This is a genomic window from Pantoea sp. X85, from assembly GCF_029623675.1.
Classification (GTDB): domain Bacteria; phylum Pseudomonadota; class Gammaproteobacteria; order Enterobacterales; family Enterobacteriaceae; genus Pantoea; species Pantoea leporis.
The window spans coordinates 3,781,315-3,800,748 of sequence record NZ_CP121108.1 but is presented as its reverse complement, the minus strand read 5'-3'; the positions used below and the strand labels follow the sequence as shown (position 1 = coordinate 3,800,748).

General features: G+C 52.3%; 28 protein-coding genes. 26 read left to right on the top strand and 2 right to left on the bottom strand.

The features are described from left to right. The gene (locus tag P6287_RS17710; RefSeq protein WP_277974167.1) at positions 1 to 1,905 is read right to left on the bottom strand and encodes an ABC transporter ATP-binding protein; all 1,905 of its coding nucleotides are present in this window, start codon (positions 1,903 to 1,905) and stop codon (positions 1 to 3) included. A 114-nt stretch (positions 1,906 to 2,019) separates the two neighbouring features. Between P6287_RS17710 and kefG the strand changes: the two genes are divergently transcribed. The 4 genes from kefG (at position 2,020) to slyD (ending at position 5,361) form a co-directional block, all read left to right on the top strand. After that, complete coding sequence (kefG, locus tag P6287_RS17705) at positions 2,020 to 2,571, top strand: glutathione-regulated potassium-efflux system ancillary protein KefG (RefSeq protein WP_101762639.1); 552 nt, start codon at positions 2,020 to 2,022, stop codon at positions 2,569 to 2,571. Then, positions 2,571 to 4,373, top strand: coding sequence for a glutathione-regulated potassium-efflux system protein KefB (kefB, locus tag P6287_RS17700; protein ID WP_008101837.1), 1,803 nt, complete (start codon positions 2,571 to 2,573; stop codon positions 4,371 to 4,373). The genes kefG and kefB overlap by 1 nt, the downstream gene beginning before the upstream one ends. A 45-nt stretch (positions 4,374 to 4,418) precedes the next feature. Then, a complete protein-coding gene (locus P6287_RS17695) occupies positions 4,419 to 4,613 on the top strand; it encodes a YheV family putative zinc ribbon protein (RefSeq protein ID WP_007892203.1) in 195 nt (64 codons plus the stop codon). Between the two features lie 193 nt (positions 4,614 to 4,806). Continuing rightward, positions 4,807 to 5,361: a peptidylprolyl isomerase gene (gene slyD / locus P6287_RS17690; RefSeq protein ID WP_049851962.1), complete on the top strand. Its 555-nt coding sequence runs from the start codon at positions 4,807 to 4,809 to the stop codon at positions 5,359 to 5,361. A gap of 44 nt (positions 5,362 to 5,405) precedes the next feature. Here the strand turns inward: slyD and P6287_RS17685 are convergent, their stop codons facing one another. Further along, the gene (locus tag P6287_RS17685) at positions 5,406 to 5,624 is read right to left on the bottom strand and encodes a protein SlyX (protein WP_137386638.1); all 219 of its coding nucleotides are present in this window, start codon (positions 5,622 to 5,624) and stop codon (positions 5,406 to 5,408) included. A 280-nt stretch (positions 5,625 to 5,904) separates the two neighbouring features. On the opposite strand from P6287_RS17685, the gene fkpA reads away from it, so the two are divergent. From fkpA to rpsQ, 22 genes are all read left to right on the top strand, one after another. Further along, entirely contained in the window at positions 5,905 to 6,735 is an 831-nt protein-coding gene (fkpA, locus tag P6287_RS17680) for an FKBP-type peptidyl-prolyl cis-trans isomerase (protein WP_101762637.1), read from the top strand. A 174-nt stretch (positions 6,736 to 6,909) separates the two neighbouring features. Next, positions 6,910 to 7,632, top strand: a complete 723-nt coding sequence (locus P6287_RS17675) for a transcriptional regulator (protein ID WP_007886240.1) — start codon at positions 6,910 to 6,912, stop codon at positions 7,630 to 7,632. Next, positions 7,632 to 8,018, top strand: a complete 387-nt coding sequence (gene tusD, locus P6287_RS17670) for a sulfurtransferase complex subunit TusD (protein WP_110867598.1) — start codon at positions 7,632 to 7,634, stop codon at positions 8,016 to 8,018. The genes P6287_RS17675 and tusD overlap by 1 nt, the downstream gene beginning before the upstream one ends. Then, complete coding sequence (gene tusC / locus P6287_RS17665; RefSeq protein WP_137386635.1) at positions 8,018 to 8,377, top strand: sulfurtransferase complex subunit TusC; 360 nt, start codon at positions 8,018 to 8,020, stop codon at positions 8,375 to 8,377. Before tusD ends, tusC begins: the two co-directional genes overlap by 1 nt. Before the next feature lie 9 nt (positions 8,378 to 8,386). Beyond that, positions 8,387 to 8,674, top strand: a complete 288-nt coding sequence (gene tusB, locus P6287_RS17660) for a sulfurtransferase complex subunit TusB (RefSeq protein ID WP_192414886.1) — start codon at positions 8,387 to 8,389, stop codon at positions 8,672 to 8,674. 126 nt (positions 8,675 to 8,800) lie between these two features. Continuing rightward, positions 8,801 to 9,175 (top strand): 30S ribosomal protein S12, encoded by a 375-nt coding sequence (gene rpsL, locus P6287_RS17655; protein WP_006120575.1) that lies wholly within the window; start codon positions 8,801 to 8,803, stop codon positions 9,173 to 9,175. Positions 9,176 to 9,271: 96 nt separating this feature from the next. Then, positions 9,272 to 9,742 carry a 30S ribosomal protein S7 gene (rpsG, locus tag P6287_RS17650; protein WP_007886246.1) on the top strand — a complete coding sequence of 157 codons (471 nt, stop codon included), beginning with the start codon at positions 9,272 to 9,274 and terminating at the stop codon, positions 9,740 to 9,742. Positions 9,743 to 9,835: 93 nt separating this feature from the next. Continuing rightward, on the top strand, positions 9,836 to 11,950 hold the full coding sequence (gene fusA / locus P6287_RS17645; RefSeq protein WP_101762633.1) for an elongation factor G: 2,115 nt from the start codon (positions 9,836 to 9,838) through the stop codon (positions 11,948 to 11,950). Between the two features lie 69 nt (positions 11,951 to 12,019). Beyond that, complete coding sequence (gene tuf, locus P6287_RS17640) at positions 12,020 to 13,204, top strand: elongation factor Tu (RefSeq protein WP_110867595.1); 1,185 nt, start codon at positions 12,020 to 12,022, stop codon at positions 13,202 to 13,204. Between the two features lie 178 nt (positions 13,205 to 13,382). After that, a complete protein-coding gene (gene bfd / locus P6287_RS17635; protein WP_192237065.1) occupies positions 13,383 to 13,577 on the top strand; it encodes a bacterioferritin-associated ferredoxin in 195 nt (64 codons plus the stop codon). A 105-nt stretch (positions 13,578 to 13,682) separates the two neighbouring features. After that, on the top strand, positions 13,683 to 14,165 hold the full coding sequence (gene bfr / locus P6287_RS17630) for a bacterioferritin (protein WP_101762566.1): 483 nt from the start codon (positions 13,683 to 13,685) through the stop codon (positions 14,163 to 14,165). A 313-nt stretch (positions 14,166 to 14,478) separates the two neighbouring features. After that, positions 14,479 to 14,790 carry a 30S ribosomal protein S10 gene (gene rpsJ, locus P6287_RS17625; RefSeq protein WP_006120582.1) on the top strand — a complete coding sequence of 104 codons (312 nt, stop codon included), beginning with the start codon at positions 14,479 to 14,481 and terminating at the stop codon, positions 14,788 to 14,790. Positions 14,791 to 14,822: 32 nt separating this feature from the next. Beyond that, complete coding sequence (rplC, locus tag P6287_RS17620; protein WP_008104741.1) at positions 14,823 to 15,449, top strand: 50S ribosomal protein L3; 627 nt, start codon at positions 14,823 to 14,825, stop codon at positions 15,447 to 15,449. Between the two features lie 10 nt (positions 15,450 to 15,459). Further along, a complete protein-coding gene (gene rplD, locus P6287_RS17615; RefSeq protein WP_007891650.1) occupies positions 15,460 to 16,065 on the top strand; it encodes a 50S ribosomal protein L4 in 606 nt (201 codons plus the stop codon). Beyond that, positions 16,062 to 16,364: a 50S ribosomal protein L23 gene (gene rplW / locus P6287_RS17610; RefSeq protein ID WP_277974166.1), complete on the top strand. Its 303-nt coding sequence runs from the start codon at positions 16,062 to 16,064 to the stop codon at positions 16,362 to 16,364. Before rplD ends, rplW begins: the two co-directional genes overlap by 4 nt. A 17-nt stretch (positions 16,365 to 16,381) precedes the next feature. Continuing rightward, on the top strand, positions 16,382 to 17,203 hold the full coding sequence (rplB, locus tag P6287_RS17605; RefSeq protein ID WP_007891654.1) for a 50S ribosomal protein L2: 822 nt from the start codon (positions 16,382 to 16,384) through the stop codon (positions 17,201 to 17,203). A 16-nt stretch (positions 17,204 to 17,219) separates the two neighbouring features. Then, positions 17,220 to 17,498 carry a 30S ribosomal protein S19 gene (gene rpsS / locus P6287_RS17600; protein WP_001138115.1) on the top strand — a complete coding sequence of 93 codons (279 nt, stop codon included), beginning with the start codon at positions 17,220 to 17,222 and terminating at the stop codon, positions 17,496 to 17,498. A 13-nt stretch (positions 17,499 to 17,511) separates the two neighbouring features. After that, the gene (rplV, locus tag P6287_RS17595; RefSeq protein ID WP_007891659.1) at positions 17,512 to 17,844 is read left to right on the top strand and encodes a 50S ribosomal protein L22; all 333 of its coding nucleotides are present in this window, start codon (positions 17,512 to 17,514) and stop codon (positions 17,842 to 17,844) included. 17 nt (positions 17,845 to 17,861) lie between these two features. Next, a complete protein-coding gene (gene rpsC / locus P6287_RS17590; RefSeq protein WP_007891660.1) occupies positions 17,862 to 18,560 on the top strand; it encodes a 30S ribosomal protein S3 in 699 nt (232 codons plus the stop codon). 12 nt (positions 18,561 to 18,572) lie between these two features. Next, the gene (rplP, locus tag P6287_RS17585) at positions 18,573 to 18,983 is read left to right on the top strand and encodes a 50S ribosomal protein L16 (protein ID WP_015962145.1); all 411 of its coding nucleotides are present in this window, start codon (positions 18,573 to 18,575) and stop codon (positions 18,981 to 18,983) included. Next, a complete protein-coding gene (gene rpmC / locus P6287_RS17580; RefSeq protein ID WP_007891662.1) occupies positions 18,983 to 19,171 on the top strand; it encodes a 50S ribosomal protein L29 in 189 nt (62 codons plus the stop codon). The genes rplP and rpmC overlap by 1 nt, the downstream gene beginning before the upstream one ends. Next, entirely contained in the window at positions 19,171 to 19,425 is a 255-nt protein-coding gene (rpsQ, locus tag P6287_RS17575) for a 30S ribosomal protein S17 (protein ID WP_007891663.1), read from the top strand. Before rpmC ends, rpsQ begins: the two co-directional genes overlap by 1 nt. Positions 19,426 to 19,434: the final 9 nt, after the last annotated feature.

The window sequence follows — 19,434 nt, the reverse complement described above, 5'->3', positions numbered from 1 at the left end:
TTAACCCGCCAGCATCTGCTCCAGCTGTTCCTGCGCATCCAGCCACGCCATTTCGACCTCTTCCAGCGCCGCCTTACTCTCGGCCTGACGTAGCAGCGCCACATTCAAATCGGCTTTGCGGCTCTGATCGTAAATCGCGCTGTCGGCTAACTGGGCTTCCGCGTCGCTGAGCTGGCTCTGCCACTTCGCCATCTGCTTTTCAAGCTTCTCGATCTCTTTACGCAGCGGCTGCGTTTGGGCGCGCAGTTCGGCGTCGCGGCGTTTCTGGTCTTTGCGCGATTGCGCGCTGTTGCCGTTGTCCTGCTTCGGCGCGGCATCCTGTTGCGCTTGCTGCTTCTGCAAATCGCTCAGCCACTGCTGATAATCTTCCAGATCACCCTCAAACACGTCGACCTTGCCGTCGTGCACCAGATAAAGATCGTCGGTGGTGGCGCGCAGCAGATGGCGATCGTGCGAGACCACCACCAGCGCGCCTTCGAAATCAATCAGCGCTTCGGTCAGCGCCTGACGCATATCAAGATCGAGGTGGTTAGTTGGTTCATCAAGCAGCAGCAGGTTCGGGCGCTGCCAGACGATTAATGCCAGCACCAGACGCGCTTTTTCGCCGCCGGAGAAACGTTCGGTAATTTCGCTGACTTTATCGCCCTGGAAGCCGAAGCCGCCAAGGTAGTCGCGCAGCTGCTGCTCCAGCACTTTCGGCGCGATGCGTGATAAATGCTGCAAGGGTGATTCATCGGCGCGCAGATATTCCAGCTGATGCTGGGCGAAGTAACCGAGCTTAATGCCTTTCGCCAGGCCAACTTTGCCATCCAGCGCGTCGAGCTCACCGGCTAGCAGCTTAATCAGCGTCGATTTACCCGCGCCGTTACGGCCCAGCAGGCCAATACGTGAACCCGGCACAAGGTTGAGTTTGATGGCGTCGAGAATAATGCGTTCGCCATAACCGGCGGTAACACGCTCCATCTTCAGCAACGGATTCGGCAAGCTTTCTGGCGCGCGGAAACTGAAGCTGAATGGGTTATCGACGTGTGCTGGCGCAATCAATTCCATGCGCTCCAGCATTTTGATGCGGCTCTGCGCCTGCTTGGCTTTGGTCGCCTGCGCGCGGAAGCGATCGATATACTTCTGCAGGTGCGCCACTTTTTCCTGCTGGCTCTGGAACAGCGCTTGCTGCTGCGCCAGCTTGGCGCCGCGCTGACGTTCGAACGAGCTGTAGTTACCGGTGTATTCAAACATCGTCTGCTGTTCGATATGGATGATCTTATCGACCACCGGATCGAGGAAGTCGCGGTCGTGCGAAATCAGCACCAGCGTGCCTTCGTAGCTTTTCAGCCAGCGTTCAAGCCAGATCACCGCATCCAGATCGAGGTGGTTAGTCGGTTCATCCAGCAGCAGCAGATCGGAACGGCACACCAGCGCCTGCGCGAGGTTAAGGCGCATGCGCCAGCCACCGGAGAAATCGCTCACCGGCCGCATTAATTGTTCCTGGCTAAAGCCCAAACCGTGCAACAAACTTGAGGCGCGAGCAGGTATGCTCCACGCCTGAATCGCATCCAGCTTGCCGTGCAGCAGGGCGATGGCGTTGCCATCGTTGCGCGCATTGGCGTCGGCCAATTCGGACTCAAGCTGACGATATTCACGGTCGCCGTCGATAACATACTCCAGCGCGGGTTTGCTCAGCGCCGGGGTTTCCTGATTGACCCACGCCAGCGCCCAGTTGCTCGGGAAGGTGGCGTTACCTGCATCGCTGCTGATTTCGCCCTTCAGCAATGACAGCAGCGTCGATTTGCCGCAGCCATTTTTGCCCACTAAGCCAACTTTCTGGCCTGGGTTAATGGTGGCTGTTGCGTTATCCAGCAGCACATTGGTGCCGCGGCGAATTTGTAGTGCTGAAAAGACAATCATAAGCGCCGTATCGTCAGAATATGTTAATTTACCGGCAACATAATTCGAGAAAATTTGTTGCGTCGAGCATGGTAGCGGAATTCCTGTGCCGTGACGACGCTTTGGAGGGGAACGATGTCGCAGCCACCCAAAATATTGCTGCTTTACGCCCATCCGGAATCACAGGATTCGATTGCTAATCGGGTTTTGCTGCAGTCGGCTATGGAACTGGACCACGTCACGGTGCACGATTTATACGCCCACTATCCGGATTTTTTTATTGATATTCACTATGAGCAGCAACTGCTGCGCGACCATCAAATCGTTGTATTCCAACATCCACTTTATACCTACAGCTGCCCGGCGCTCCTGAAGGAGTGGCTGGATCGTGTGCTGTCGCGCGGCTTTGCCAGCGGACCGGATGGTAATGCGCTGGAAGGCAAATACTGGCGCAGCGTGGTCACCACCGGCGAACCGGAAGCGGCTTATCACCCTAGCGGCCTGAATCGCTATCCGATGAGTGACATTATGCGTCCGTTTGAGCTGACGGCGCAGATGTGTCGCATGCACTGGATGACGCCGATGGTGATTTATTGGGCGCGTCGACAAACGCCGGACGTGATGCGTAATTTTGCGCGCGCATACGGCGACTGGCTGGCTTCACCGCTGCCGCAGGGAGGAGTGTGATGGAAGGCGAAACGTTACTGACGGCGGGCGTGATTTATCTGGTCGCGGCGGTGCTGATTGTGCCGATTGCAGCGCGTCTTGGCATTGGCGCGGTGCTGGGCTATCTGCTGGCCGGTATCGCGATTGGTCCGTGGGGTTTGGGGTTCATCAGCGACGTCGAGGAGATTTTGCACTTCTCGGAACTCGGCGTGGTGTTCCTGATGTTCATCATCGGGCTTGAACTGAACCCCTCGAAACTGTGGGCGCTGCGCCGTTCGATATTTGGCGTTGGTGCGGCTCAGGTGCTGATTTCCGCCGCCATTCTCGGCGGATTGCTGTGGCTGACCGATTTTAGCTGGCAGGCGGCGGTGATTGGCGGCATTGGTCTGGCAATGTCATCCACGGCGATGGCGCTGCAGCTGATGCGCGATAAAGGCATGAACCGCAGTGAATCGGGACAGCTCGGCTTCTCAGTGTTGCTGTTCCAGGATCTAGCGGTGATTCCCGCGTTGGCGCTGGTGCCGCTGCTGGCGGGCGGCGACAGCGGTCATGTTGACTGGTTGAAAGTTGGGATGAAAGTGCTGGCGTTCGGCGGGATGCTGATTGGTGGTCGTTATCTGCTGCGCCCGATTCTGCGCTTCATTGCCGCATCCGGCGTGCGCGAAGTGTTTACTGCCGCCTCACTGCTGCTGGTGCTGGGTTCGGCACTATTTATGGATGCGCTCGGCCTGTCGATGGCGCTCGGTACTTTCATCGCCGGTATTCTGTTGGCGGAAAGCGAGTATCGCCACGAGCTGGAAGTGGCCATCGAACCGTTCAAAGGTTTGTTGCTGGGCTTGTTCTTTATTTCGGTTGGCATGGCGCTGAATCTCGGCGTGCTTTATACCCACATCACTGAAATTTTGTTGGGCGTGCTGATTCTGGTGACGGTGAAAACGCTGGTGCTGTATGTGCTGGGGCGCATTTATGGCCTGCGCAGTTCGGAGCGCCAGCAGTTTGCCGGTGTGTTAAGCCAGGGCGGCGAGTTTGCCTTTGTGCTGTTCTCGGCGGCGTCGTCAGCCAAAATGTTCAGCGGCGACCAAATGCCGCTGCTGCTGGTGACGGTGACGTTATCCATGATGACCACGCCGCTGCTGATGAACGGCATCGATCGTCTGCTGGCGCACCGCTTTAATGAGCCCGATGAAAATGCCGAGAAGCACTTTGTTGAGGACGATCAGCCGCAGGTGATTGTGGTGGGCTTTGGTCGTTTTGGTCAGGTTGTTGGCCGTTTGCTGATGGCGAACAACAAGCGCATTACCGTGCTGGAGCGTGATATCTCCGCGGTGAGCCTGATGCGTAAATATGGCTATAAGGTTTACTATGGCGACGCCACCGAGCTGGAGCTGCTGCGTGCGGCGGGCGCGGAGAATGCGCAATCCATCGTCATTACCTGTAACGATCCGGAAGATTCGATGACCATCGTGCAACTGTGTCAGCAGCATTTCCCGCAGCTGGAAATCCTGGCGCGTGCGCGTGGACGTGTTGAGGCGCACGAACTGTTGCAGGCGGGTGTTACGCTGTTCTCGCGTGAGACGTTCTCCAGTGCGCTGGAGCTGGGTCGTAAAACGCTGATCTCGCTGGGCATGCATCCGCATCAGGCGCAGCGCGCGCAGCAACATTTCCGTCGTCTGGATATGCGTATGCTGCGTGAGCTGGTGCCCAGCCACGATGACAGCGCGCAGGTTTCGCGTGTGCGCGAGGCGCGGCGCGAGCTGGAGGATATCTTCCAGCGCGAAATGCAGCACGAGAAACGTCAGTTTGACGGCTGGGATGACGAGTAGAACTATACTTACTTAATCCGTTCACTAACGACGGCAGGAAACAGTATGCGTAAACAATTTATTGCCGGTGCGGTTTGCCCGCACTGCCAGGAAAAAGACACGTTGGCATTGTGGCGTGAGAACAATGTTGATGTGGTGGAGTGCGTCGAGTGCGGTCATCAAATGCGGGAAGCGGATAAGCAGGTGCGCGATCAGGTTCGCAGCAATGAGCAAGTGATCGGCATTTTTCATCCTGAGTAGCGCAATGGCTCAGCTTTTTTTAAGCTTGAACTTACAGCGGGATTGAATTCCGTTACAATCGGCGCCATTAACGCTGAGCAGTATGCAACAACACATTTGTTGGCATCCTCAGTCTTGAACCTTTCTGGTTGGTTATTGCACGCAAAATTGACCAATGGGACGGGATCTTAGTTCTCAACGGTTAGGAGATATCATGAAAGTAGCAAAAGACCTGGTGGTGAGCCTGGCGTATCAGGTTCGTACCGAAGACGGTGTGTTGGTTGACGAGTCACCGGTGAGTGCGCCGTTGGACTATCTGCACGGTCATGGTTCCCTGATTTCTGGTCTGGAAAAAGCGCTGGAAAATCATGATGTAGGCGATAAGTTTGACGTGCATATTCCGGCGAACGACGCTTACGGTCAATACGATGACAACCTCGTACAGCGCGTGCCAAAAGACGTGTTTATGGGCGTTGACGAACTGCAGGTTGGCATGCGCTTCCTGGCAGAAACCGATCAGGGTCCAGTTCCGGTTGAAATCACCGAAGTTGAAGATGAGCACGTAGTGGTTGATGGTAACCACATGCTGGCGGGTCAGAACCTGAACTTCAACGTGGAAGTTGTGGCGATTCGCGCAGCGACCGAAGAAGAGCTGGCGCACGGCCACGTGCATGGCGCAGATGGTCATCATCACGATCATGACCACGACCATGGTCACGATCACGGCCAGGGCGGTTGTGGCACTGGCGGTTGCGGCTGCAGCCACTAATCAGTGTTACGCTGGCGAGGCCACCTTCGGGTGGCCTTTTCTTTTTAGTAATGTGGCGGCGGGGTTTCTTCAGATTGCGAGGCAATTATCGACGGCGCGCTATCTTTCACTTTATCGATTAACAGACGGACCTGCTCACGCAGTCTGATCATCTCCAGCTCATGCTGAACCACCGTTTGATTGAGCTGATCGATGGTGTATTCCTGAAAAGCCAGCTTGCTCTCCAGCGCCTCAAGGCGTTGTTCCCATTCTGTTGGTTGCATGATCTTTCCTCATCTTGCGGTGCTGCACGTTAGTCTGTTTCGGGCCTGATTCTACGGCCTTTCGCTTCAGAATCACCTGATATTTTACCTTTCCGCGCCATGCTGCATTGAAACGCCGCATAACGCCTATATCTCTGATGAAACTTCCTGAAGCAAAAAAGGTCGGAGGTTGGACGGGTAATTACATTGTGGGAGTGTTCGCCGCTGCCACGTAAAGTTATAGTGTGGGCCTCAGTCCGCAATGATTCCCGAGGTTAGAGGCTTCGGTTTTGGAGAAAGGATGAATTCACTGTTTAAAGTCACATTGTTAGCTACCACCATGGCCTTCGCGCTGAATGCACCGCTGGCAATGGCAGCAGAAACCGCCGCTGCTCCAGCAGACGCCGCTCAGGCTGCGCCGCAAGCACCGAAAAATGCTGCCTTCAAAAACGAAGACCAGCAATCAGCTTATGCACTTGGCGCGTCCCTGGGTCGCTACATGGACAACTCTCTGAAGGAACAAGAGAAGCTGGGCATCAAACTGGATAAAGATCAGTTGATCGCGGGTGTTCAGGACGCCTTTGGCGGCAAGAGCAAACTCTCTGATCAAGAGATCGAGCAAACCCTGCAGGCCTTTGAAGGCCGCGTAAAAGGTGCTGCTCAGGCGAAGATGGAAAAAGACGCGAAAGAGAACTCCGATAAGGGTTCCGCTTACGCTGACAAATTCGCCAAAGAAAAAGGCGTGAAGAAAACCGAATCTGGCCTGCTGTATCAGGTAGAGAAAGAAGGTACCGGTAGCGCGCCGAAAGACAGCGACACTGTGGTTGTGAACTACAAAGGGACGCTGATCGACGGTACTGAGTTCGATAACTCTTATACCCGCGGTGAGCCGCTGTCGTTCCGTCTGGACGGTGTGATTCCGGGCTGGACCGAAGGTCTGAAGCACGTGAAGAAAGGCGGTAAAATCAAGCTGGTGATCCCACCGAACCTGGCTTACGGCAAAAATGGCGTTCCGGGTATTCCGGCGAACTCCACGCTGGTGTTCGATGTTGAACTGCTCGACATCAAACCCGCGCCGAAAGCGGACGAAAAAGCGCAGGCTCCAGTCGCTGCCGATCAGAAAGCACAGTAATCTTAACTTTCTGCATCACGCCGCCCTCGGGCGGCGTTTTTATTGCGGAGAAGAGAGTAAAGGTCTGGCTAAAGACCAGCACATTTGCCAGACTAGCGCCTGCACAATTATCACAATATGAGTCTGCCCCAATGCTGTCGAGACAGGCTCCAGCCATTTAGGGTAATGTCTTCGATGTCTAATCCATTCAATCCCGGTGAACTGACTGACTTCGATTTACTGGAGCAACGTCCGTTCGAGCAAGCAGATTACGATATCCTCAAATCCTACGAAGCCGTTGTCGATGGCCTGGCGATGCTGATTGGCTCGCACTGCGAAATCGTGCTGCACTCGCTGGAAGATTTGAAGTGTTCTGCGGTGCGTATCGCCAACGGTGAACATACCGGGCGTAAAGTGGGTTCGCCGATTACCGATTTGGCGCTGCGTATGCTGCACGATATGCATGGCGCCGACAGCAATGTCTCGAGAGCCTACTTTACGCGCGCGAAAAGCGGTGTGCTGATGAAATCGGTCACGATCGCGATTCGTAATCGCCAGCAGCGCGTTATTGGCCTGCTGTGCATCAACATGAACCTCGACGTTCCGTTCTCGCAGATTATGTCGACCTTTATGCCGCCGGAGATGCAGCAGGTGGATTCCAACGTCAACTTTGCCAGCTCGGTGGAAGATCTGGTGATGCAGACGCTTGAGTTCGCGATTGAAGAAGTGAGCGCTGACCGTAACGTTTCGAATAATGCCAAGAATCGCCAGATCGTGCTCAATATGTATGAGAAGGGTATCTTCGACATTAAAGATGCGATTAACCAGGTCGCCGATCGCCTCAATATCTCCAAGCACACGGTTTACCTCTACATTCGCCAGTTTAAAAGCGGTGATTTTCAGGGGCAGGATCGCTAATGCGTTACACCTTGCTGGTCACCGGACCAGCTTACGGAACGCAACACGCCAGCAGCGCGCTGCTGTTTGCGCGCGCACTTATTAAGGCCGGGCATCAGCTGGAGAGCGTGTTCTTCTATCGTGAAGGCGTATTGAACGCCAACCAACTGAGCGCGCCGGCCAGCGATGAGGTGGATATGGTGCGTGAATGGCAGCAGTTGCGCGCTGAAAGTGGCGCCGCGCTGAATATCTGCGTGGCCGCAGCATTACGTCGTGGCGTAACCGACGCGCAGGAAGCCGCGCGCTTGCAACTGGCGGGCAGTAACTTGCAGCCGGGTTTTGAACTCAGCGGTTTGGGCGCATTGGCAGAAGCCGCGCTTAGCTGCGATCGTCTGGTGCAATTCTGATGAACCGCGTGGCTTTTCTATTTACTCAGGCACCGCACGGCAGCAGCGCGGGCAGGGAAGGGCTGGATGCTGTGCTGGCGACGGGCGCGCTAAGCGAAGATATCGGTCTGTTCTTTATCGGGGATGGCGTGCTGCAGCTCAATCGCGACCAACAACCTGAGCAAATTCTGGCGCGTAACTACATCGCGACCTTTGGCGTGCTGGAGTTGTACGATATTGACCAGTGTTTTGTCTGCGCCGATTCGCTGCTGGCGCGCGGGCAAAGTTTGACGGCCGAACGTGTGTTAAACGCTGAAGTGATGGATGCCGCATCGCTACGCGAGAAGCTGGCTTCCTATCATCGTGTTATTCGATTCTGAGAACTGATCATGCTCTACACGCTGCTGCAATCTCCCTGGCAATGCGACCTCGATAGCCTGCTGCTTTTATTGCAGGAAGGCGACGATCTGCTTTTATTGCAGGATGGCGTCAGCGCCGCTTTGGCTGGCAGCCAAATGTTAATCAAGCTCAGCGCATCGCCGGCTACGCTGTGGGTATTAGAAGAAGATGTTGCGGCGCGTGGCCTGGCTGAGCAAATTTCGACCAAAGTAGCACGTTTGGACTATACTGGTTTCGTTGCGATGACAGCGAAGCATCCACAACAAGTGGCCTGGTAAGAGCGAAAACCTGGTTATTTCTTGACACCCTTTTGACACAGCCCTAAAATTCTGCCTCCTCGTAGTAATACGAGGCGATTTATTACGTGTTTACGAAGCAAAAAGCTAAATCCCAGGAGCTATTTAATGGCAACAGTTAACCAGCTGGTTCGCAAACCACGCGTACGCAAAGTTGCAAAGAGCAACGTGCCTGCGCTGGAAGCTTGCCCGCAGAAACGTGGTGTATGTACTCGTGTGTACACCACTACCCCTAAAAAACCAAACTCAGCACTGCGTAAAGTTTGCCGTGTGCGTTTGACCAACGGTTTTGAAGTTACCTCCTACATCGGTGGTGAAGGTCATAACCTGCAGGAACACTCAGTGATCCTGATCCGTGGCGGTCGTGTTAAAGACTTGCCAGGTGTGCGTTACCACACCGTTCGTGGCGCGCTGGACTGCTCAGGTGTTAAAGACCGTAAGCAGTCACGCTCCAAGTACGGCGTGAAGAAGCCAAAGGCTTAATGGTTCTCCGTTAAGTAAGGCCAAACGTTTTAACTTAAATGTCAAACTAAACTCGTAGAGTTTTGGACAATCCTGAATTAACAACGGAGTATTTCCATGCCACGTCGTCGCGTCATTGGTCAGCGTAAAATTCTGCCGGATCCTAAGTTCGGATCAGAGCTGCTGGCTAAATTTGTAAACATCCTGATGGTAGATGGTAAAAAATCTACTGCTGAATCTATCGTCTATACCGCGCTTGATACCCTGGCTCAACGCGCTGGTAAAGATGGCCTGGAAGCGTTCGAGGTTGCTCTCGAAAACGTACGTCCGACTGTCGAAGTTAAGTCACGTCGCGTTGGTGGTTCTACCTACCAGGTTCCAGTTGAAGTCCGTCCGGTTCGTCGTAATGCCCTGGCAATGCGTTGGATCGTAGAAGCTGCTCGTAAACGCGGTGATAAATCTATGGCTCTCCGCCTGGCGAACGAACTTTCTGATGCTGCAGAGAACAAAGGTACTGCAGTTAAGAAACGTGAAGACGTTCACCGCATGGCTGAAGCCAACAAGGCGTTCGCACACTACCGCTGGTAACAGCAACGTAGTTGTTATAAACCCAGCGGGCGTCCCAGTGACTCACCTGCTGGGCTTTTTTAACTTAGAACGTCTAAGAATCAGAGGAATCAAATGGCTCGTAAAACACCCATTGAGCGCTACCGTAACATTGGTATCAGTGCGCACATCGACGCCGGTAAGACTACAACTACCGAACGTGTTCTGTTCTACACCGGTGTAAACCACAAAATCGGTGAAGTTCATGACGGCGCAGCAACCATGGACTGGATGGAGCAGGAGCAGGAACGTGGTATTACCATCACGTCTGCTGCGACTACCTGTTTCTGGTCTGGTATGGCTAAGCAGTTTGAACCACACCACGTAAACATCATCGACACCCCGGGACACGTTGACTTCACCATCGAAGTTGAGCGTTCTATGCGTGTGCTTGATGGCGCAGTAATGGTTTACTGTGCAGTTGGTGGTGTTCAGCCACAGTCTGAAACCGTATGGCGTCAGGCTAACAAATATAAAGTTCCACGCATCGCGTTCGTTAACAAAATGGACCGCATGGGTGCTAACTTCCTGAAAGTTGTTGACCAGATGAAAGTGCGCTTGGGTGCAAACCCAGTTCCACTTCAGCTGGCTATCGGCGCAGAAGAAGGTTTCACCGGTGTTGTTGACCTGGTGAAAATGAAAGCGATCAACTGGAACGATGCCGATCAGGGCGTTACCTTCGTTTACGAAGATATTCCAGCTGATATGCAGGAACTCGCTGAAGAGTGGCGTGCGAAGCTGGTTGAAGCCGCTGCTGAAGGTTCTGATGAGCTGATGGAGAAATTCTTCGGCGGTGAAGAACTGACTGAAGAAGAGATCAAAACTTCTCTGCGTAAGCGCGTTCTGAAAAACGAAATCATCCTGGTGACCTGTGGTTCTGCATTTAAGAACAAAGGTGTTCAGGCGATGCTGGATGCGGTAGTTGAATACCTGCCAGCACCGACTGACGTTACCGCGATTAACGGTATGCTGGACGACGGTAAAGACACGCCGGCTGAGCGTCATTCCGATGACAAAGAGCCGTTTGCTGCACTGGCGTTCAAAATCGCTACCGACCCGTTTGTTGGTAACCTGACCTTCTTCCGCGTTTACTCTGGTGTTGTTAACACCGGTGACACCGTGTTCAACCCGGTTAAGTCAAACCGTGAGCGTCTGGGCCGTATCGTTCAGATGCACGCGAACAAACGTGAAGAGATCAAGGAAGTTCGTGCGGGCGATATCGCCGCTGCGATCGGTCTGAAAGACGTAACCACTGGTGACACCCTGTGTGACCCAGACAACGTCATCATTCTTGAGCGTATGGAATTCCCTGAGCCGGTAATCTCTATCGCCGTTGAGCCGAAAACCAAAGCTGACCAGGAAAAAATGGGTCTGGCTCTGGGTCGTCTGGCGAAAGAAGATCCATCATTCCGCGTATGGACTGATGAAGAAACCAACCAGACCATCATCGCAGGTATGGGTGAGCTGCACCTCGACATCATCGTTGACCGCATGAAGCGTGAATTCAACGTTGAAGCGAACGTCGGTAAACCTCAGGTTGCTTACCGTGAAGCGATTCGCGCGAAAGTTACCGATATCGAAGGTAAACACGCCAAGCAGTCTGGTGGTCGTGGTCAGTATGGTCATGTTGTTATCGACATGTACCCACTGGAGCCGGGCGTTAATCCGAAAGGTTACGAATTTGTCAACGATATCAAGGGCGGTGTGATTCCAACTGAATACATCCCTGCGGTTGATAAAGGTCTCCAGGAGCAGCTGAAATCAGGTCCACTGGCTGGTTATCCGGTAGTTGATCTGGGTGTTCGTCTGCACTTCGGTTCATACCATGATGTCGACTCCTCTGAGCTGGCGTTTAAACTGGCTGCTTCTTTAGCCTTTAAAGATGGCTTTAAGAAAGCACAACCTGTTCTGCTTGAGCCAATCATGAAGGTTGAAGTAGAGACTCCGGAAGAGAACACCGGTGACGTTATCGGTGACCTTAGCCGTCGTCGTGGTATGCTCAAAGGACAGGAATCTAACGCTACTGGCGTTCAGATCCATGCTGAAGTTCCGCTGTCTGAAATGTTCGGATATGCAACCCAGCTGCGTTCTCTGACCAAAGGCCGTGCTTCTTACTCCATGGAGTTCCTGAAGTACGATGATGCGCCGAACAACGTCGCTCAGGCCGTTATTGAAGCTCGTAGCAAATAAGCTACGGTTTAAAAATTGTGAACTGATGCCTTCATGACTCATGAAGGCACAACGTAAGGAATTATCGCCATGGCGAAAGAGCAATTTCAGCGTAACAAACTGCACGTAAACGTGGGCACCATCGGTCACGTCGACCACGGTAAAACCACCCTGACTGCAGCAATTACTACCGTACTGGCTAAAACCTACGGCGGTAAGGCAAGCAAATTCGATGAGATCGATAAAGCGCCAGAAGAGAAAGCACGTGGTATCACCATCAACACTTCTCACGTTGAATATGAAACCCCGTCTCGCCACTATGCGCACGTTGACTGCCCAGGCCACGCCGACTATGTGAAAAACATGATCACCGGTGCTGCGCAGATGGACGGCGCGATCCTGGTTGTTGCTGCGACTGATGGCCCAATGCCACAGACCCGTGAGCACATCCTGCTGGGTCGTCAGGTTGGCGTTCCTTACATCATCGTGTTCCTGAACAAGTGCGACATGGTTGATGATGAAGAGCTGCTGGAACTGGTAGAGATGGAAGTACGTGACCTGCTGTCAGCTTATGACTTCCCAGGCGACGACACTCCAATCGTACGTGGTTCTGCTCTGAAAGCGCTGGAAGGCGACGCTGAGTGGGAAGCTAAGATCATTGAGCTGGCTGAGCACCTGGATACTTACATCCCAGAGCCAGTTCGTGCAATCGACAAGCCGTTCCTGCTGCCAATCGAAGACGTATTCTCAATCTCTGGCCGTGGTACCGTTGTTACCGGTCGTGTTGAGCGCGGTATCGTTAAAGTGGGCGACGAAGTTGAAGTTGTTGGCCTTAAAGACACTGTGAAATCAACCTGTACTGGCGTTGAAATGTTCCGCAAACTGCTGGACCAGGGTCAGGCAGGCGAGAACTGTGGTGTTCTGCTGCGTGGTATCAAGCGTGAAGACATCGAGCGTGGCCAGGTTCTGGCTAAGCCGGGTTCAATCAAGCCACATACCCAGTTCACTTCAGAAGTTTACGTTCTGTCTAAAGATGAAGGCGGCCGTCATACTCCGTTCTTCAAAGGCTACCGTCCTCAGTTCTACTTCCGTACTACTGACGTGACCGGTGACGTTCAACTGCCAGAAGGCGTTGAGATGGTAATGCCAGGCGACAACGTAAAAATGACAGTAACTTTGATCAAGCCAATCGCTATGGATCAGGGTCTGCGTTTCGCAATCCGTGAAGGCGGCCGTACTGTTGGTGCGGGTGTTGTTGCTGAAATTATCGCTTAATTGCGTTAATGTTGATGGCTGTTTCGGCAGTCATCGCAGCATGAAAAAGAGCACTTCGGTGCTCTTTTTTTATGTCTGAATTTTGCCGTTTCGATTAATCCCACATAAAAGCTGCGTTTGAAATAAAAACCATTCTCATTTACAATTTGATCATAAATTGTACGGGAGTCCGCAGTAAATGTACGTCTGCTTGTGTAACGCCGTGAGTGATAAAACTCTGCGCGAAGTGGTTCGCCGCTATCAACCCAAATCGATTCAACAATTGCGCCAGTTGGTTCCCATTGGAAAGCAATGTGGCAAGTGCGTGCGGTTTGCGCGTGAAATTATGAAAGATGAACTGCAAAACGTGCCGCTCTACAAAGAGATAGCTTAATAAAGTAATTCTGCACTTCCTAATACCCACAATAACTGTCGCGTTTTTTTGACTTCCTTTCATCCGCATCTACGCTCTATTTAGTTGGAAGCGGAGGAAGCAAAAATGAAGGGCGACAGTAAAATCATATTTCATCTCAACAAATTGCTGGGGAATGAACTGGTTGCGATTAATCAGTACTTCCTTCATGCGCGTATGTTCAAAAATTGGGGTCTGACCCGGCTCAATGACGTTGAGTATCATGAGTCAATCGATGAAATGAAACATGCGGACAAATATATCGAACGCATTCTTTTTCTTGAAGGAATTCCTAACCTGCAAGATCTAGGTCGATTACGCATCGGTGAAGACGTGCCGGAAATGCTGCAATCTGACCTGGCATTAGAACTGGAAGGCGCAAAGGATTTGCGTGAGGCGATAGCCTATGCCGACAAGGTTCATGACTACGTCAGCAGAGACATGATGATTGAGATTCTTACGGAAGAGGAAGGGCACATAGACTGGCTGGAAACGGAACTCGATCTGGTGAACAAACTCGGCCTGCAAAATTATCTTCAATCTCAATTAAAAGATCAGAACGAACATTAGCCATATGCCCATCGTCACGCAAGCCCGCTCAGTCAAAACGATTGCTGCGGGTTTTTTTCGGTCTGTAACCAGATTGATGTGGTTAAAAACACAACACGGGTTGCTTCCTGAACTGATTTACGTATAATGCGCGGGCCTGCCGATATTGGTGTGGCGCGATTCGAGCAGAATCGCAGGGGATAGCTGTTTATGTATCGCCTAACAATACTCCCAATTGGGGAGTTATATGCTGAACGATTACACTCCTCCATCAATCGTAATGGATGCGGGTAGTAATTCTTTTCGTTTATAAAATGTTTGGAGCCTTGGTCTCATGTCGAACCAAAGAATCCGTATCCGTCTTAAAGCGTTTGATCATCGCCTGATCGATCAATCAACCGCGGAAATCGTTGAGACTGCCAAGCGCACTGGTGCGCAGGTACGTGGTCCGATCCCGCTGCCAACCCGCAAAGAGCGTTTTACCGTTCTGATCTCTCCGCACGTTAACAAAGACGCGCGTGATCAGTACGAAATCCGCACTCACAAGCGTCTGGTAGACATCGTTGAGCCAACTGAAAAAACCGTTGATGCTCTGATGCGTCTGGACCTGGCTGCCGGTGTTGACGTGCAGATCAGCCTGGGTTAATCAGGTCATCGAGCGATTGAGAGGTTGATACAATGATTGGTTTAGTCGGTAAAAAAGTGGGTATGACCCGCATCTTCACTGAAGATGGCGTTTCAATCCCAGTAACCGTTATCGAAGTTGAAGCAAACCGCGTTACTCAGGTCAAAGGCCTGGACAACGATGGTTACCAAGCTATTCAGGTTACCACCGGTGCTAAAAAAGCAAGCCGTGTGAGCAAGCCTGAAGCAGGTCATTTTGCTAAAGCTGGCGTTGACGCTGGCCGTGGTCTGTGGGAATTCCGCACCGAAGGTGAAGATTTCTCTGTTGGCCAGAGCATCAGTGTTGAAATTTTCGCTGACGTTAAAAAAGTAGACGTTACCGGTACCTCTAAAGGTAAAGGTTTCGCAGGTACCGTTAAGCGCTGGAACTTCCGTACCCAGGACGCTACGCACGGTAACTCCTTGTCACACCGCGTTCCGGGTTCTATCGGTCAGAACCAGACTCCGGGCAAAGTGTTCAAAGGCAAGAAAATGGCTGGTCAGCTGGGTAATGAGCGCGTAACCGTTCAGAGCCTGGAAGTAGTACGTGTTGACGCTGAGCGCAACCTGCTGCTGGTCAAAGGTGGCGTCCCGGGTGCAACTGGGTGCGATCTGATTGTTAAACCAGCTGTGAAGGCGTAAGGGGATAGCAATGGAATTAGTACTGAAAGACGCGCAGAGCGCGCTGACTGTTTCCGAAACTACCTTCGGTCGTGATTTCAACGAAGCGCTGGTTCACCAGGTTGTTGTTGCTTATGCCGCTGGTGCTCGTCAGGGTACTCGCGCGCAGAAGACTCGTGCTGAAGTTACTGGTTCAGGCAAAAAGCCTTGGCGCCAGAAAGGTACCGGCCGTGCGCGTTCAGGTTCTGTAAAGAGCCCGATCTGGCGTTCAGGTGGCGTAACCTTCGCTGCACGTCCACAGGACCACAGTCAAAAAGTTAACAAAAAGATGTACCGCGGCGCGCTGAAAAGCATTCTGTCCGAGCTGGTACGTCAGGACCGTCTGATCGTTGTCGAGACGTTCTCTGTAGAAGCGCCTAAAACTAAGCTGCTGGTACAGAAACTGAAAGACATGGCGCTGCAAGATGTGCTGATCATCACCGGTGAACTGGATGAGAATCTGTTCCTGGCTGCGCGTAACCTGTACAAGGTTGACGTGCGTGATGCAGCGGGCATCGACCCAGTTAGCCTGATCGCCTTCGACAAAGTCGTTATGACTGCGGAAGCAGTTAAGCAAGTTGAGGAGATGCTGGCATGATCCGTGAAGAACGTCTGCTGAAAGTAGTGCGTGCACCGCACGTATCAGAAAAAGCATCTACTGCGATGGAAAAAACCAATACCATCGTTCTCAAAGTTGCTAAAGACGCGACCAAAGCAGAGATCGTTGCTGCTGTTGAGAAGCTGTTCGAAGTGGAAGTTAAAGACGTAAACACCCTGGTAGTTAAAGGGAAAGTTAAGCGTCACGGACAGCGTATCGGTCGTCGTAGCGACTGGAAAAAAGCTTACGTCACCCTGAAGGAAGGCCAGAATCTGGACTTCATCGGCGGCGCTGAGTAAGTCGGAGGAGAAAGACAATGGCAGTTGTTAAATGTAAACCGACATCTCCGGGTCGTCGCCACGTAGTTAAAGTGGTGAACCCAGAGCTGCACAAGGGCAAACCATTTGCTCCGCTGGTAGAAAAAAACAGCAAATCCGGTGGTCGTAACAACAATGGTCGTATCACTACCCGTCATATCGGTGGTGGTCACAAGCAGGCTTACCGTATTGTTGACTTCAAACGCAACAAAGATGGTATCCCAGCAGTTGTTGAGCGTCTTGAGTACGATCCGAACCGTTCTGCGAACATCGCACTGGTTCTGTACAAAGATGGCGAGCGCCGTTACATCCTGGCCCCTAAAGGCCTGAAAGCCGGCGATCAGATTCAATCTGGCGTTGATGCTGCGATTAAAGCAGGTAACACCCTGCCGATGCGTAACATCCCGGTGGGTTCTACCGTTCATAACGTAGAAATGAAGCCAGGCAAAGGCGGTCAGATTGCTCGCTCAGCTGGTACTTACGTGCAGATCGTTGCGCGTGAAGGTTCCTACGTTACCCTGCGTCTGCGTTCAGGCGAAATGCGCAAAGTTGAATCCGAATGTCGTGCAACTCTTGGCGAAGTCGGCAACTCTGAGCACATGCTGCGCGTACTGGGTAAAGCTGGTGCAACCCGTTGGCGTGGTGTTCGTCCTACCGTTCGCGGTACTGCGATGAACCCAGTCGATCACCCGCACGGTGGTGGTGAAGGTCGTAACTTTGGTAAGCACCCGGTAACTCCGTGGGGCGTTCAGACCAAAGGTAAGAAGACCCGTAGCAACAAGCGTACTGATAAATTTATCGTACGTCGCCGTAGCAAATAATTTTAGAGGATAAGCCATGCCACGTTCTCTCAAGAAAGGTCCTTTTATTGACCTGCACTTGCTGAAGAAGGTAGAGAAAGCGGTGGAAAGCGGTGACAAGAAGCCCCTGCGCACTTGGTCCCGTCGTTCAACGATCTTCCCTAACATGATCGGTTTGACCATCGCTGTCCATAATGGTCGTCAGCACGTTCCTGTCTTTGTTTCCGACGAAATGGTCGGCCACAAACTGGGTGAATTTGCACCGACACGTACTTATCGCGGCCATGCTGCAGATAAGAAAGCCAAGAAGAAATAAGTAGGAGGAAGAGATGGAAACTATTGCTCAACATCGCCATGCTCGTTCTTCTGCTCAGAAGGTTCGCCTGGTGGCAGACCTGATTCGCGGTAAGAAAGTGTCGCAGGCTCTGGATATTCTGACCTACACCAACAAGAAAGCTGCTGTGTTGGTTAAGAAAGTCCTGGAATCTGCCATTGCGAACGCCGAACACAACGATGGCGCTGATATCGACGATCTGAAAGTCGCGAAAATCTTCGTAGACGAAGGCCCAAGCATGAAGCGCATTATGCCGCGTGCGAAAGGTCGTGCAGATCGCATCCTGAAGCGCACCAGCCACATTACTGTGGTTGTGTCCGATCGCTGAGACTCTGGAGACTAGCAATGGGTCAGAAAGTACATCCTAATGGTATTCGCCTGGGTATTGTAAAACCATGGAACTCTACCTGGTTTGCGAACACCAAAGAATTCGCTGACAACCTGGACAGCGATTTTAAAGTCCGTCAGTTCCTGACCAAGGAACTGTCTAAAGCGTCTGTATCTCGTATCGTTATCGAGCGTCCGGCTAAGAGCATCCGTGTGACTATTCACACTGCTCGCCCGGGTATCGTTATCGGTAAAAAAGGTGAAGACGTAGAAAAACTGCGTACGGTCGTCGCGAAAATCGCTGGCGTTCCTGCACAGATCAACATCGCCGAAGTCCGTAAGCCGGAACTGGACGCTAAATTGGTTGCTGATAGCATCACTTCACAGCTGGAGCGTCGTGTGATGTTCCGTCGTGCTATGAAGCGTGCTGTACAGAACGCAATGCGTCTGGGCGCGAAGGGTATTAAAGTCGAAGTCAGCGGCCGTTTGGGCGGTGCCGAGATCGCACGTACCGAATGGTACCGTGAAGGTCGCGTACCGTTGCACACACTGCGTGCAGACATTGACTACAACACCTCTGAAGCGCACACCACTTATGGTGTAATCGGCGTTAAGGTATGGATCTTCAAAGGCGAGATCCTGGGTGGTATGGCTGCTGTTGAACAACCGGAACCGGCTGCTCAACCTAAAAAGCAGCAGCGTAAAGGCCGTAAGTAAGGAGAGTCGCTGATGTTACAACCAAAGCGTACGAAATTCCGTAAAGTGCACAAAGGCCGCAACCGTGGTCTGGCGCAAGGTACGGATGTCAGCTTCGGTACTTTCGGTCTGAAAGCTGTTGGCCGTGGTCGTCTGACTGCTCGTCAGATCGAAGCAGCACGTCGTGCTATGACCCGTGCAGTTAAGCGTCAAGGTAAAATTTGGATCCGTGTATTCCCGGACAAACCAATTACCGAGAAGCCGCTGGAAGTGCGTATGGGTAAAGGTAAGGGTAACGTGGAGTATTGGGTTGCCCTCATTCAACCGGGTAAAGTCCTGTATGAAATGGACGGAGTTTCGGAAGAATTGGCCCGTGAAGCCTTCAAGCTGGCAGCAGCAAAACTGCCTATCAAAACCACCTTTGTTACTAAGACGGTGATGTAATGAAAGCAAATGAGCTGCGTGAAAAAAGCGTTGAAGAGCTGAACACTGAGCTACTTAACCTGCTGCGTGAGCAGTTTAACCTGCGCATGCAAGCAGCATCCGGCCAACTTCAGCAAACCCATCTGCTGAAAGAAGTTCGCCGTAATGTTGCACGTGTTAAGACTTTACTGACTGAGAAGGCGGCGTAATGACCGATAAAATCCGTACTCTGCAGGGTCGTGTTATTAGTGACAAAATGCAGAAATCTGCAGTTGTTGCTATCGAACGTGTCGTGAAACACCCGATCTACGGTAAATTCATCAAGCGTACGACTAAGCTGCACATCCATGACGAGAACAACGAATGCGGTATTGGTGACGTGGTTGAAATCCGCGAAACCCGTCCGCTGTCCAAGACTAAGTCTTGGACGCTGGTTCGCGTTGTAGAGAAAGCGGTTCTGTAATAGAATCCG